Source organism: Micromonospora sp. DT46, assembly GCF_049841735.1.
GTDB lineage: Bacteria > Actinomycetota > Actinomycetes > Mycobacteriales > Micromonosporaceae > Micromonospora > Micromonospora reichwaldensis.
In genome coordinates this window covers 370,402-384,155 of the sequence record NZ_JBNCKW010000007.1, presented here as the reverse complement: position 1 = coordinate 384,155, position 13,754 = coordinate 370,402, and the positions used below count along the sequence as shown (strand labels likewise).

Annotated in this window: 10 protein-coding genes, 1 tRNA gene and 2 pseudogenes; 6 read left to right on the top strand and 7 right to left on the bottom strand. The window is 71.0% G+C overall.

The window, feature by feature from the left end; translation table 11 throughout:
* The first annotated feature begins 6 nt into the window (after positions 1–6).
* Together ACLQ20_RS21530 and ACLQ20_RS21525 are read left to right on the top strand one after the other, a co-directional pair.
* Entirely contained in the window at positions 7–1,011 is a 1,005-nt protein-coding gene (locus tag ACLQ20_RS21530) for a hypothetical protein (RefSeq protein WP_425857584.1), read from the top strand.
* Positions 1,012–1,308: 297 nt separating this feature from the next.
* Positions 1,309–1,968 carry a hypothetical protein gene (locus ACLQ20_RS21525; RefSeq protein ID WP_425857583.1) on the top strand — a complete coding sequence of 220 codons (660 nt, stop codon included), beginning with the start codon at positions 1,309–1,311 and terminating at the stop codon, positions 1,966–1,968.
* Positions 1,969–2,231: 263 nt separating this feature from the next.
* Here the strand turns inward: ACLQ20_RS21525 and ACLQ20_RS21520 are convergent.
* Positions 2,232–2,378, bottom strand: a pseudogene (locus tag ACLQ20_RS21520) (hypothetical protein); the annotation flags it as partial.
* Between the two features lie 249 nt (positions 2,379–2,627).
* Here ACLQ20_RS21520 and ACLQ20_RS21515 point away from each other — a divergent pair.
* A tRNA-Leu gene (locus ACLQ20_RS21515) sits at positions 2,628–2,711 on the top strand.
* Positions 2,712–3,292: 581 nt separating this feature from the next.
* On the opposite strand, the gene ACLQ20_RS21510 is transcribed toward ACLQ20_RS21515, so the two are convergent.
* From ACLQ20_RS21510 to ACLQ20_RS21490, 5 genes are all read right to left on the bottom strand, one after another.
* The gene (locus ACLQ20_RS21510) at positions 3,293–3,754 is read right to left on the bottom strand and encodes a hypothetical protein (RefSeq protein WP_151452368.1); all 462 of its coding nucleotides are present in this window, start codon (positions 3,752–3,754) and stop codon (positions 3,293–3,295) included.
* 251 nt (positions 3,755–4,005) lie between these two features.
* On the bottom strand, positions 4,006–4,605 hold the full coding sequence (locus ACLQ20_RS21505; protein WP_151452366.1) for a HEAT repeat domain-containing protein: 600 nt from the start codon (positions 4,603–4,605) through the stop codon (positions 4,006–4,008).
* 278 nt (positions 4,606–4,883) lie between these two features.
* Entirely contained in the window at positions 4,884–5,105 is a 222-nt protein-coding gene (locus ACLQ20_RS21500; protein WP_225851872.1) for a T6SS immunity protein Tdi1 domain-containing protein, read from the bottom strand.
* A gap of 282 nt (positions 5,106–5,387) precedes the next feature.
* Positions 5,388–5,885, bottom strand: a complete 498-nt coding sequence (locus ACLQ20_RS21495; protein WP_425857432.1) for a hypothetical protein — start codon at positions 5,883–5,885, stop codon at positions 5,388–5,390.
* Between the two features lie 153 nt (positions 5,886–6,038).
* Positions 6,039–6,410, bottom strand: coding sequence for an ArsR/SmtB family transcription factor (locus ACLQ20_RS21490; RefSeq protein WP_151452385.1), 372 nt, complete (start codon positions 6,408–6,410; stop codon positions 6,039–6,041).
* Between the two features lie 465 nt (positions 6,411–6,875).
* On the opposite strand from ACLQ20_RS21490, the pseudogene ACLQ20_RS21485 reads away from it, so the two are divergent.
* From ACLQ20_RS21485 to ACLQ20_RS21475, 3 genes and pseudogenes are all read left to right on the top strand, one after another.
* A pseudogene (locus ACLQ20_RS21485) lies at positions 6,876–7,078 on the top strand (IS5/IS1182 family transposase); the annotation flags it as partial.
* A gap of 867 nt (positions 7,079–7,945) precedes the next feature.
* Positions 7,946–11,116 carry an AfsR/SARP family transcriptional regulator gene (locus ACLQ20_RS21480; RefSeq protein WP_425857431.1) on the top strand — a complete coding sequence of 1,057 codons (3,171 nt, stop codon included), beginning with the start codon at positions 7,946–7,948 and terminating at the stop codon, positions 11,114–11,116.
* A gap of 646 nt (positions 11,117–11,762) precedes the next feature.
* Positions 11,763–12,098, top strand: a complete 336-nt coding sequence (locus tag ACLQ20_RS21475; RefSeq protein WP_151452362.1) for a hydroxyisourate hydrolase — start codon at positions 11,763–11,765, stop codon at positions 12,096–12,098.
* Positions 12,099–12,184: 86 nt separating this feature from the next.
* Here the strand turns inward: ACLQ20_RS21475 and ACLQ20_RS21470 are convergent, their stop codons facing one another.
* Positions 12,185–13,549 carry a condensation domain-containing protein gene (locus ACLQ20_RS21470; protein WP_425857428.1) on the bottom strand — a complete coding sequence of 455 codons (1,365 nt, stop codon included), beginning with the start codon at positions 13,547–13,549 and terminating at the stop codon, positions 12,185–12,187.
* Positions 13,550–13,754 lie beyond the last annotated feature (205 nt).

The following is a 13,754-nucleotide window of genomic DNA, read 5'->3' as shown; positions in this document are numbered from 1 at the left end:
GGCGCGTTGACCGGCGGTGGCATCACCGACGGTGGGGGCGGGATCGGCGGCAAGGGGGGAACCGGCGGCGTGCTGACGCCCCGCGGCGGTGTGCTGAACGGTGGGCTGCTCGTCGGATGCGCGGGCGGCGCGCTGAAGGGTGGGCTGCTCGTCGCGTGCGCCGGCGGTGCGCTGACGGGGGGCGTGGGCGGTGCACTGACGGGCGGACTGCTCGTCGGGTGCGCGGGCGGCGCGCTGACCGGAGGCGTCGGTGGTGCGCTGACGGAGGACGACGGCGGTGCGCTGACCGGTGGTGTGCTGACTGGCGGTGCGCTGATCGGCGCGGCGTGTGCCGCTGCCGGTGGCGTGTCGAGCGGTGGCGTCTCGGATGATCGGGCGGGGCTGACCGGAGCATCCGGTCCGGCGGGAGCACCGGCGGCGCGAGCGATCTCCTCGGCGAGCAGCGGTTCGATCTGCTTGACCTGGATGGTCGGCTTGGCCCATCCGGGCGCCGGCCCCGCCGGGCGCTCCGGCGCCGCCGCCGCCTCCGACGCCGGGGCGGTCGCCTCGGGCGCGGATGCGCGCGGGGCCTCGTCGACGGAGCCGGTCAGCGGCGAGGACCGGACGTCCGGCGCGGCAGGCTCGGGAGCCGGCGCGCCCGGTCCGGGTGTCGCGGCGCTGGTAGCACCGGTAGTGGAGGACGGTTCGGCGGCGGGCCCCGCTGTCGTTGCGGGCGGCTTGGTGGTCGACGGGGACTCGGCTCCGGGCGCCGCCGTCCCGGCCGACGGGCCGACGCTCGGGGACGCCTCGTCGGCGGGCCGGTGTCGCGGCGCACCGGCGGGTCCCGTCGGGGGCACCGCAGCCCTAGTCTGCGCGGCCGGCTCGGCGCCGACCGGGGAAGGGACGGGTGGCTTCGGCGCGACCGGCGCGACCGGCGTGGCCGGCACGGATGGGGCGGGTGGCTGCGGCGTGGCCGGCACGGGTGGGGCGGGCGGCTGCGGCGCGGTGACGACGGGAGCGGCGGCCGCGTGACGCGGGAGCGGCGGAGCGGGTGGCGGCACGGCAGGCGGAGACGACACCGGGGCCGCCGTCGCCGGCGGGGCCGGCGGCTGCGCCGTCCTTGGGGCCGGAACGACGGAGGCCACCCCGGCCGACGCGGGCGGGGCGGGACGCGGCGGGCGCTGCGGCGCAGGCGTGGCGGGACCTGGCATCGCCGGCGGTGGGGTCGGTCCGGGGGCAGGCGCCCAGGGAGACTGCGGTGACGCCGGTGCGGGGCGCTGCGCCGGGACGACCGGGGGCGGCGGCACCTGAGGGTGCGTCGGGGCGGCGGTGGACGCCGACGGTACGACCGGGGGCGGCGGGATGGGCACCGCCGGGGCGTACGGCGGCTGCGCCGAGGGCGGCACGGCCGGCGGCGGAGGTACGACGGCACGGGCCGGCCCCGGTGGCGCGGGCACGACCGGCGGCGGCGGGATCGTCGGTGGTGGCGGGATCCGCTGCGGCGGGGCGGCGTACGGGGTGGCCTGGCCCCGCCCCGGGGCATGCGGTGTCTGCGGCGGCGCCGGCACATGGGGTGGCGGCGGCGGGGCCCACGCCTGCCGGGGCGGGGCGGGCACCACCGGCGGAGGCGGAACCTGGGCCTGCGGCGGGGCCGGATACGGCTGCGGCGGCACGGGCGGCATCTGCGCCGCGTGGCCGGCCGAGTGGGGCGGCTGCGGGGACGCCGCAGGGTGCGGCGCCGGGGCGACGGGGGTGGCCCGTCCCACGCCGCGTACGCCCGGAACGGGTGGCGGCGGCGGGATCGGCGGGGTGTACGGGGCGGCCGGGGGGCCGCTCACGACGTGCGGTGTCGGCTGCGCGACGGGCGGCTGCGGGGGGCCGGCCGCGGCGGGCTCGTGCGGCCGCCAGGTGGTGGAGAGCACCGCCAGCGACATCGTCGGCTCGGAGAGCGCGGACATGGCGGGCCGCGCGGCCGGCGGGGCGGGCTGAGGGGCGGGAGCGGCGTCGCCGAGATACTGCCGTGCCGTGCGTACCGCAGGATGGTCGGCGCCGAGCACGGCGGGCCCGAGGGCGGCGACGCGGGTGTAGTTACGGCGCGCCTCGTGCCGGTTGCCCAGCTCGTCCGCCACCGCGGCCAGCTCGAAGGAGAGCGCCAGCATCAGCGGGTCGGACGGCGGCCAGAGGCGCTCGCCGGCGGCGAACGCCTCCTCCAGCACGCGCCGGGCGGCACCCGGGTCGTCCGCCTCCCGGTGCAGGCGGGCCAGCAGGTGCGCGGTGCTCAGCACATCCGGGTGGTCCTTGCCGTACGGCGGCCGGGCGGAGCCGACGGCGTCGTTGAGCAGTCGACGGGCGGAGTAGAGATCGCCCGCGGCGCGCAGGGCGAGGGCCCGGTGCTGCACGGCGGCCAGGGGAGAGGGATGGGACACGTGGCCATGCTGCCGCGTGAGGCCTGTCGGACGCTACCCAGGTCCACCGGTTGGCTGCGGCTCATACGGGTCCGGTCACCCGTCCGACCTGCGGCGACCCATCGGCCGGAAGCTGATGTGCATGATCCACCCGGGCCGTGTACAGTAACTCCCCGTGCGGCCCACCAGGGCGGCCGACGGGTGGAAGATCGCCTCGGTCGACACGGTAGGCTGGACGAGCAGGTCCGGGTGGCGGAATGGCAGACGCGCTAGCTTGAGGTGCTAGTGCCCGTATAGGGCGTGGGGGTTCAAGTCCCCCCTCGGACACAAACTTGCGGCATCCATGCCGTCTTCTACGTACTGGTGGTCAGGGCTCCTTGACCACGTGAATCTGATCTTCGCGACCAACTTCGCCGGCCCTGTGTCGGTTGGCGGTGGTGGTCGCTGTGGCTGAGTCTTCTCTGGCTTCTGTCATCCCTCCAGTCCTTCTGCCGGCCCGTGGTCGAAGCAACCCGCGTGACGCCCATGCACCGCTGCGTCGGGCTCCGTGCCGATGCCAGCGCTTGCGCAGCAGCGGTCCGAGGCCAAGGTGTACCGTCTCGCGTCGGTCGATGCCAGTGACCGGATCCGTGATCGAGGCATCGTGCGTGCCCTGGCTTGGGAGCCGGGTGCCCGACTGGAGATCCGCGAGAGAGCTGGCGTCATTGTCGTGCGTCGGGATCCTGGTGGAGTTTTCGCTCTCACCGGTCAGGGGCACCTATTGCTGCCGGCGCCCCACAAGAGAAGCAGGCGGCGGCAATGCGGGGGTACGTCAGAAAGACCGGCGGCCCGTTCGGCGGGGGCGAGGGTGTTGGTCATCGGGATGCCTCCGGCGCGGGGTCGAGTTGGGCCATGAGGGCTTCCACCGGCTAGTTGTCGAACCAGAACACGATGCGCACGTCCTCCGGGGCACCCAGCTTCGCCAGCAGGTCGAGCCGACCGAAGTACCAGTCGTGGAGGAACCCGCGAACCGTCTTCACCTGCGGCTCACCCTCACCACGCTGATCGGCGAACGTCTGGTCATAGTCGAACGCCAGCAGTTCAGCAAGGGTCAGCCACGTGTGGCTGTGCCCGTCAACGTTCCAGTCGTCGCTTTTGGCGCGAACCTCGGCGGACACGTCGGCGGGCAGGCCGCGCGGCTCGGCGATGACCGGCGACTCGGAGTAGTTCCGGACGTCGGCGAGGAATCCGAACAGGCCGTAGTCGCGGGCGCCGTCAAACGGGCACTGCTTTTCCTTGGGGAACTCGTTGTCGGGGAAGGTGTTGTCTCCGGCGTAGGCCCAGGTGCCGTTGGTGCGGGTTTCGACGTAGGCGTGGATGTCGGATCCCATGGGTGGCTCCTTCGAGGTGTTGGGCTAGCGCGACCAACAGGGCAACCTGACCCTGCCAAGGTCCAACTTGGGAGAATGGTTCCACCCGCGAACACCGACGGGAACGGCCGACAGGCCGTCGCACTACTTTGGCGCGGGACCGGGATGGCGCTGATCGTCTGCGCGGTGACGAAGTCGTGCTCTGGTCGACGCGTTCGTCGCGAAGGTCGACGAGGACCTCGCCGTCTCCGCCGGGCTCAACCTGGCCGGCCTCACCACGGGTGGAGCGGTATAGGACTGCCTTCACGCAGGTAGGACAACGACCACCGCGCCTCCTGCCGCAGGAGTGGGGTGAGGCGCGGCTCTGCCAGGAATGCCTCGTACAAGGTCGTGCCTCGGCTGGGATCCGTGTCGGCGACGCAGCGGATCGCCGCACTGCGTACCACGAGGTTCTCATCGGCGAGGGCCTGCTCGACCGCCTCCCGGCTCGCCGGGCCGGTGTGCTTGGCCAGTGCCCTGACGGCGTTGACGCGGTGCAGGAAGTCCTTGTGCCGAGCCTGCTCGCAGAGGATGTGCGTAGCGCGGGGGTCGTTGATGTCGCCGAGGATCACGATGTCCGTGGTGCCGACGCGGTTCGGCAGCTGGGCGAGGAACTCCTCGGGCGCGACCGAGGCGGCGATGTGCAGGGCGGCCGACCAGCTGTCGCCCAGCTCCCGGCCGGTGGATTTCGTGACCAGGTTCGCCCTGGCCGTGCCGTAGTAGAGGTCGAAGACGCGTTTCGCTCCGGTGGGCCCGGCAGCGATCAGGGCTTCGTCGGCCCCGGGCTCCCCGTCGAGAACCTTGACGATCACGGCATCGAGACCATCGTTCATCGGCCCATGATGCCATTGATCTTGTCGACTGCATGATGGGGTGCCACAGCCACGGCAACCCGGCCGCCCGGGGAAACCGGATGCGGACGCTGAGCGGGCCGTGCGGGCGCTTGCAGCCGAACATGATCCGCGAGACAGGACCCAGTGGTGGGACAGCGTTCGCCCAGTGCCTGCTCGATGTCCATGGTCCTACTGGCGGTAGCAGGCTCTCGTGCATGGTGGGGAGGTCGCCCACGGGCGCAGCCGAATACAGGCGGTGGTGTCCTCGGGTGCAGGTGTCAGTGCCCGATGACGCCCTGGAGGTCCACGGCGACCTGGATCGCCGCGATGGTCTTGCGCTTATGCAGGTTCTGGACCTTCGCCTGTCCACCCGTCGACAGCAGCGGCACGAAGATGAACGACTCGTCGCAATGCAGCTCGCCGTGCACCGCGACCGCCTCAGGGAAGAGGTCCCAGTGGAGGTTGTCGGAGAGTTCCTCAGGGCCATCCAAATCGACCATGAAAGGAAGTTGCGCAGCGTGGTGTTGAGTCCGCCCAGGCTCTCCTCGAAGACCGTTGCCTCGGCGGCCGCCCACCATGTGGCTACACCCTCCGCGACCTCCCCCGGCCGAGCTCGCGGCGGCGCTGGTCCAGCTCGTCGGCTCCGCTGAGCCGCCGGTGTGCTGGGTGGCCGACGCTGCCACGGCCGCTGTCCCGGAGCAGAAGAGGAAGATCCTGCTCGATCAAGCTGGCGCGCACCAAAGACCTGTCATCGTCGCTCACTCACGACAACGCCTGATCGGCTACCCGCACACTGATCCGGCGGACATCGCCGGTGACGCCAGCAACTGTGGATGCACGCCCACACCCGGCGGCACACCGGGGCGGTGGCTGACGGGGTGGGGCCGGGCGTCTGCCGAGACGACGTGCTCTGGTTGTCCATCCGCAGGCGTACGGTGACCGCCTGGCGCACCGTCCGGTGTCGCGAGCATCCACCGCTCTCCCGATACGGCGGCCGGATCCTCCACGTCGAGAAGCACACGCTGGCGCAGTTCGCGGGCGATGTCTTGCGCCACTGCTGCCTGGGAAAGGGACACGGGCGTCGATGGCGGCCAGATGATGCACAGCCCCATCTCGAAGCCTTCCGGGTAAGGGATGACCTGCACCAATCCGACCGATCCCTCCTGGAGACAAGCCTCCGATTCCAGCGGTAGGCCGCAGGCCCGGGAGCAGGCGAGTACAACAGCCGCATCAGATGCGGCCTGCTCGACGAAGAAGTTCATGAAGTTCTGGTCTGTCATTTCGGGCATATACCCTTGCGGGCCATCATGCGCAGCAATGCCTCCACTCGCCGTCCTCGGCCGTCACCTGCTGCGGTCTCGTGGCGTGCCGATCAATGTGCTTGGGGTCGGTGCCGGGTCAGGCGGCATGGCGCCGGTTTTCGACGGTGCCAGTCAGCGGGTCTTCTTCGTCGCCCGCTTGCGGGGTGGCGTCAACAGGTCGGCGATCGCGGCGATCGCGGACGGCACCAGGCGGTAGTACGCCCAGACGCCGCGCTTTTCACGCTCGAGTAGGCCGGCCTCGGTGAGGATCCGAAGGTGGTGACTCACCGTGGGTTGGGAGAGGCCGAGCGGCGCGGTGAGGTCACTGACGGACGCCTCGCCCTCCGGAGCGGACTGGATCAGGCTGAGCAGTCGCAGCCGGGCCGGGTCGGCGAATGCCTTCAGCACTCCCGCGAGCCGCTCGGCATCGGCGCGCTTGATCGGCTCGCCGGCAAGGGGCGAGATGGCAGGCGTCGTAGTTTTCGCAGTTCCCACGTCTTGCATCGTTGCAGCAACGCCACCGGTAGGCCGGCGAAACGAGGGCTGGATCACGGTGAATGATGTGGTGGTCGTCGGGGGCGGGCAGAGGGCTTGTGGGCCTGACCCGGTTTGACGGACATCCCAGATCAGGGGCTCTGAGCCCCTCGGGAGGATGTTCATCATGGAAGGCATGGGAAGAACCCGCGCCGGCCTCGCAGGGCGTTCACGGCCGGAGTTCAAGGCGGAGATCGGCGGGGTGTTCGGGGACGCCGTTCGATGGCGGCCAGGTATGGGGTGGCCGGGTGGACCGGATCGCGGCTGTCGGTAGTTTCCGAGTGGCCTAACTTGATCTTTAACCTGCTGGGCGGTGGCGTCGACCCCGGCTGATCATGAGGACAGCCCTTGATCGATCATTCCTCTTGTCTGGGGAAGAAGATCAAGGGATGTCTCGTATCCCTGATGTCTGTCTGTTGAGGACGATGGGGGCAGGTGATCTCGGTAGCCCGCTCGGCGTGGATCTTTCCGTTCACTGGGCTGTAGCCGCCCGGTTCCGCACGCTGGTCCGGCTGGTCGCCGAGCGTGGCGGTGACGGCATCGCCGACGGCCGGCCGGGCTGACAGTGGGCCCTCGACCTGCCGGATCGGGTGTTGCTGGTCGCCGCGTACTGGCGTACGAACCTGACGATGCGGCAGTCGGCTGCCGTTCCGCTCCGGACGACGGTTCGTGCTGCCTGTTCCGCCTGTCATCGGCAATTATCCAATGGGGCTTCGCCCAGTTCGGAGCGGGTGCGCCGTGCTGCGATTGTCATGGCTCCGGAGTCAACCCGGTTCGGCCGTTTTTTGCGGCGCGCCCTGCGGACTCATTCCTGGTGACCGTCGGGCCTCGTGTCGGGAAGGCGTATTCGCTTGCATTAATCGGGCAGTGGCCGGTGTCGGTCCGTGGGTGGTGCCGGGAAGAGTCGTGCTCCATTCGTGCCCGCTGCCTCGCGTGTTGTCCCTCCTCACTATTCCGATTGGGATTCGGACGTATCCCAGGTTTTCCTGCCAGCTCGCCGGGCCAACTGTGGGCCGGAGGCGGGAGTGTCGCCCCGGGTTCGGCGCCGAAGAGGGTGACCTGCCAGGTTTTCGTCCACTTTGGTAACTATGCAGATTTTGCGGTCAAATTGGCGGTAGCGGTATTGGATGCTTTGCCAGGGCGTCGGGCGTGACTGATAGTTATCGTTTTGCCGGCGCTCGATGCAGATGAGGGGAAGCTGTCCGTTTGGATGATGTTTTCAAGAGACGCGGTGGACCGAGACTGTGCGAGTCACGGTGGCGTGGCTGGCAAATGATCCTTGTTTCAACCCATGGTATTCATGCAGCTGGCGAGTATTGCGCGGACGGTTAGGGCTATTTCCGGAAAGGGTGGGAGCGCTCGGTGTTCCCGCGCGGCGGGTCGGTCCATTGGCTGCGGCTTCCTCTCCGGGTGGGACCGCGCGGCGGCCCGGTCGTCGAGTGGCCGCTGGCCGACGACCAAACGCGGGCTCGGCTGCGATCGCGCAGGGCACGGAGGGACGTTCGGTGAAGTACGGCATCCTGGGACCGCTGGAGGTGGTTCATGGCACCGAAACCGTGCAGCTCGGTGGCCCGCGCGACCGGGTGATCCTGGCGATGCTGCTACTCGAGGCCAACCAGGTGATCCCGGTGGAGCGGCTGATCGACGCGGTCTGGGACGACCCGCCGTCGACGGCACGCGGTCAGGTGCAGATCTGCATCTCCAACCTACGTCGGCGGCTTCAGGCGGTCAGCGGGCGGGACCTGATCGACACCCGTAGCCCCGGCTATCTGCTCAACGTCGGTCCGGACGAACTCGACCTGCGGGTCTTCGACGCCCGGGTGGCCGAGGCTCGTGACACCGGTGGCCCGCTCGCCGCTGCCGCGTTGCTGCGCGGCGCGTTGGCCCTCTGGCGTGGTCCCGCGTTGTCCGGGATGGACAGCCGGGTGGTCACCTCCTACGTCAGCCGGCTCAACGAGCGCCGGTTGGCGATGCACGGCGAGTGCATCGACCTGGAACTCCAGGCTGGTAAGCACTACGAGCTGGTCGGCGAGCTGATCGAACTGGTGGACCGGCACCCGCTCCAGGAGCACTTCCGTGCCCAGCTGATGATGGCGCTGTACCGCTCGGGCCGGCAGGCCGAGGCGCTGGAGGGCTACCGCCGCGCCAGCGAGGTGCTGATGGACGAGCTCGGCATCAACCCCGGCGAGGAGCTGCGTCGACTGCACCAGGCCATTCTCGAGGGCGAGTGTCCGATTCCGCTCCCGCCGCACGGTTCCGCTGTCGCGGCGACCATCGCCCCGGCAGCGCAGGTGCGGTCGTTGGTGCCGAGCCTGCTGCCGGCGGCGATTCCGGACTTCACCGGCCGGGCCCCGATCGTCGGCGCGATCCGCGCCCAGCTGGGGGAGCAGGGGCAGGTTGAGGCCGATGGGCCGGTGGTGCGGGTCGGGGTGATCGTCGGACCGGGCGGGGCGGGCAAGACCACGCTGGCCGTCCACGTCGCGCACCAGCTCGCCCCGGAGTTCCCCGACGGGCAGCTCTTCGCCCGGCTGCGGGTCGGTGACCGTCCGGCCAATCCTGCGGACATCCTGGAACGCTTCCTGCGGGCCCTCGGCGTGAGCGGTGCGGCGATGCCGGACGGGATCGAGGAACGGGCCGAGCGCTTCCGCGACCTGCTCGGCGGGCGTCGGATCCTGGTCGTGCTGGACGACGCGATGACCGAACAGCAGATCGCGGTGCTGTTGCCGGGCACCGCGAAGTGCTCTGTGATCGTGACCAGCCGTCGCCGGCTCACCGGATTGCCGTCGGTCAACCGGGTCGAACTCGGCGCGCTCAGCCGGGGCAACGCCGTGCAGCTGCTCACCCGGATCGTCGGTCCGACACGGATCGCCGCCGAGCCGTCGGCCGCCGACGAGTTGTGCCGGCTCAGCGGCGACCTGCCGCTGGCGCTGCGCATCGTCGGCGCCCGACTCGCGGCCCGGCCGCACTGGAGCGTGACCGACCTGCTCGAGCGGTTGGTGGACGAGTCCCGCCGCCTGGACGAGCTCAACCACGGCGAGATGGGGGTCCGGGCCAGCATCTCGGTGACCTACGAGGGGCTGTCCGCGGACGCCAAGGTCCTGCTGCGCCGACTCGCCCTGCTGGATTCGCCCAGCTTCGCGTCCTGGGTGGGCGCGCCGCTGCTGGAGACCGACCATCTGCGGGCGCAGGACGCGCTGGAGGAGCTGACCGAGGCGTACCTGATCGACACCGAGCCAGGGCCGGTGGCCGGTCAGCTGCGATATCGCTTCCACGACATCACCCGCCCGTTCGCCCGCGAGAGGTTCGTCGAGGAGGGCCCCGAACAGCGGCGGGCAGCTCTCGAACGCTGGTTCGGCGCGCTGCTGGCGCTGGCCGGTGAGGCGCACCGCCGGGAGTACTCCGACGACGTCCTCGCCCCGAACAGCGGAGCCAGCCGTTGGCCGCTGCCGGCGCCGTTGGTGGACCGGTTGCTGGCGGATCCGCTGGCCTGGTTCGAGCAGGAGCGCGCCACCATCGTCGCCGCCGTCGCCCAGGCCGCCGCCAGTGGGATGGTGGAGCACGCCTGGGACCTGGCGTTGACCGCGGTCACGCTGTTCGAGTCCCGCTCGTACCTCAACGACTGGCGGCAGACCCACGAGGTCGCGCTGAACGCCGCCTGCCGCGCCGGCGACGTGCGGGGTGAGGCGGCGATGCGCTACTCGCTCGGCTCGCTGCACATGTTCGCCCAGCAGAGCGCACCGGCGGCCCGGCAGTTCACGCGTTCCTACGCCCTCTTTGAGGAGTTGGGCGACCGGCTCGGCATGGCACAGGTGCTGCGGAACTCGGCCTACCTCGACCGGGTCAACGGCGACCTGGCCTCGGCCCGCGACCGCTGGGGCCGGGCACTGGAGGCCTTCCAGCTGCTCGGCGACCGGATCGCCGAGGCGCACGTGCTGCACAACCTGGCTCAGATCCACCTCGACTACGGCGAACAGGACGCGGCCTACGAATTGCTGGTCCGGGCCGGGCAGATCTGCGAAGAGGTCGGCAACCGCCGGGTCGGTGCGCAGGTCCGGCACCGGCTGGGTGAGCTGCTGCTGCGCCGGGGGGACCTTGAGGGAGCCGGGGTGGCCTACCGCGGGGTGCTCGACTCGGTGCGGGCCGCCGGCGACCAGATCGGTGAGTGTTACGCCATCCTCGGGCTGGCGGCGGTCGACCATCGACGTGGCGACCTGGCGTCCGCCGCCAGGCGGCTGGCCCGGGCCCAGGCGCTCGCGGTGGCCGCCGGTGACCGGATGGCCGAGAGTCGGGTGGCACACGCGCTCGCCGACGTCGCCTTGGATGCCGGGGAGCTGGGTTCGGCCGCCGAGCACGCCGATCGCGCGGTGCGGATCTTCGGTGAGATAGGCGCCGCGCTGCTCGGTGCCAGCGCGATGGCGTTGCGCGGGCGGATCCACGTGGCCGCCGGTGAGCGGGCCGCCGCCCGGGCCGGTTGGGAGTCCTCCAGGGCGGTGCTGTCCGGGCTCAGCCTGCGCGGTGCGGTCACGCTGCAGGCGCAGCTGCGACGGGATTTGTCCGCACTGGGCGTCGCGGATGCCGATCGGCCCGTCACACCGGTTGGATCAGACGTTGTTCACGCCGGCCGGCCCGCCGGCGGCGAGGAGGCGACCGGGTCCGGGCCGGCCCCACGGGCCTGAGAGCCGCCGCCGCGCCGGGATGGTCGTACCTGACCGTCCCGGCCATCCGGTCTCAGCCCCAGATCGTGTTGCGCTGCAGATCCGCGGGCGGGGTGGGAGATGCCGTGGGCGCTGGCTCCAGGGGTGCCGTGGGAGGTGCCGACGGGGCGGGCACGTGACCGTGGCCGGGATCGGCCGAGGTGATCGGAGCGGCCCAGGACAAGCCGACGTATGCCACCGGTCCGGCCGCCACGGCGCCGAGGAGCACGACGCCGGCAAGGAACCTTCGGGAAACGTTGAACGCCATGGGTACCAACTCTCTGTGCGATAGCCGGCGTTGCCTACGACGGCTCGAACTGGATTGGCTCAGACGCTAGAAAAGCTGGCTATGGTCTCGCTAAAGGCTGGTTTTCGGTCCGGTATCGCCGACGGCGTTGGTGCCATAGCCCACCAGGTGACGCCACTGGCTGAGGTTTGGCGCCGTCCCGACGACCAACCCAACATTCCATGAGGGACAACGAACGGCCAGTTTTTGTCGTCCACCCGGGTATCGATAACAAATCGATGAGCGAACGATATCGGCGTAACCGACCATCGTCCCTGCGGACGCCACCGGCGGCCGACCGGCAGCCGGACCGGCTGCCGGCAACGAGAGGTGGTCTAGCTCATGGTGCTCTCCGTCGAGGTCGTCGACTGCTCGTTCGGCATGGCCGCCGCAGACGTGGGCGTCGTGCTCACCCGGCAGGTCGGGCTGCGGTGGCGGGAGCTGGCCAGCGGCCGCACCGGAACCGATGGTCGGCTCGCCATCTGGACCGAGCCGACCATCGACGCCGGCATCTACCAGCTGGCGGTCGACCTGGACGGCTACTACTCGATCCTTGGCGCCGTACCGCTGCACCCGAGAGCGGTGGTGGAGTTCCGCGTCGCGGACCCGGACGCCGACCTGCACCTGCCGCTGATGGTCACCTCGAACTCGTACCTGAGCTATCGGGGCTGCGGCTGACGGTGCCGGCGGCCGGACCGGCGCCGCGGGTCGCGGTACCGGTCCGGCCGTGCTCGACGTGGCGCCGGCGGAGTGGTCGCCGGTGCTCAGCGACCGGCCGGTGCCGGGCCCTGGCCGGGAAAGAGCGCCGGCTCCGGTACGACGGTGCCGGCGTCATCGAGGCTGCCGAGGCGGGCCTGTGGATCGGTGACCGAGCGCCGCACGGTCTCGGCGATCACCCGCAGGGCCCGCACGACCGCGTCCGCGCCGAGCACGTCGGGATCGACCCGCAGGGTGACGCCGATCCACTGCTGCCCATCGCCGTGCACCCGGGCGTAGAACGGATGCCCGGCATTTCGCGGCGGAACGTCCCAGCTCAACTCGGCGGTACCGGCGGAGCGGGCGTCGTCCGGCACCTCGCGCGGCGGCTCGGAGATGTAGTTGAACCAGCAGTCGTGCGTGAACCGGGTGCCGTCCGGGCTGCCGATCTCCTTGGCCAGTTTCTCGGCCCGGTCCACGTCGTAGCTGCCGCTGCGGTAGGCCAGCATCGCGTTGAAGTGGGTCCGCTTCAGGTACTGCGCCAGCGTGCTGTCCGGATCGACCCGGCAGACCAGCGGGACCAGTTGGTTGAGGGTGCCGATCAGCGGCTGCCACTCGGGATCGAACCGGTTCGCCGACATCAGACTCATCATGATCCGGTCCCGGTCGACGAACTGGGCGAGCGCGACGGCGGTCGCCGCCATCACCACGCTCTGCTGCGAGACACTGTGCGCCTTCGCCGCCTGGGCCACCAGCACAGCGAGGTGGTGTGAGCGGAGGGTGGCCTGGATCCGTCGCTCGGCCGCGCGGCCTGTCGGCGGTGCGGGCAGGTTGCGTACGGGGCCGTCGGTCAGCAGCCGCCGCCAGTAGGTCTCGGCACGTCGGCGACGGGACTGCCAGGAATCGCTGCGCTGCGCCAGGGCCAGCTCACGGCTGCGCGGCGCCGGTGCCGAGCCGGCACCGGGGTCGGCCACGACGGCCCGGAACTGCTGCTCCAGCTCCTGGATCGCCCACAGGTCGACGACCATGTGCGACAGCGACAGGGCCAGGAACTGCGGCTGCCCCGCCACGCTGACGAGCCGGCCGTGCCAGCCGGGATCGTCGAGCACCGGGAACGGCACCTGGTGCAGCGCGCGCAGGGTGGCGGCCGGGTCCGCCGGGTCGCGTACGGCGTGGTCGACCTGCTCGATCCGCAGCGGCAGCTGGTCGTGGATCCGCTGCACCGGCTGGTCGTCGACGACGTGATAGGTGGTCCGTAGCGACTCGTGCCGTCGCGCCAACGCGCCCAGCGCGCCCAGCACGGTGTCGGCGGTGAGGCCCCGGACGTCCCAGGCCGCCGGGACGTTGACCTCCATCAACCGGTCGGTGGCGAACGTCTCCATCGACCGCCAGGTCGACAGCTGTCCGTAGGTGAGTGGAGCGTCGATCGCCACGCTGACTCCTTCGAGGTCGGGGGTGGCCGCGCCCGGTCGAGACCCGGGCCTCGCCGGGCGCGGCGACGAGGTGCGACGGTCACCCGGCGAGGCTGGGCGACCGTCAGGTGCAGACGACCAACGACCGGTGTCCGGCACTGCGCATGTTCATCACCTCCTCCGCGGTGATCCGTGTCCGGGAACCGGACCGGCCACTACGGCCGGC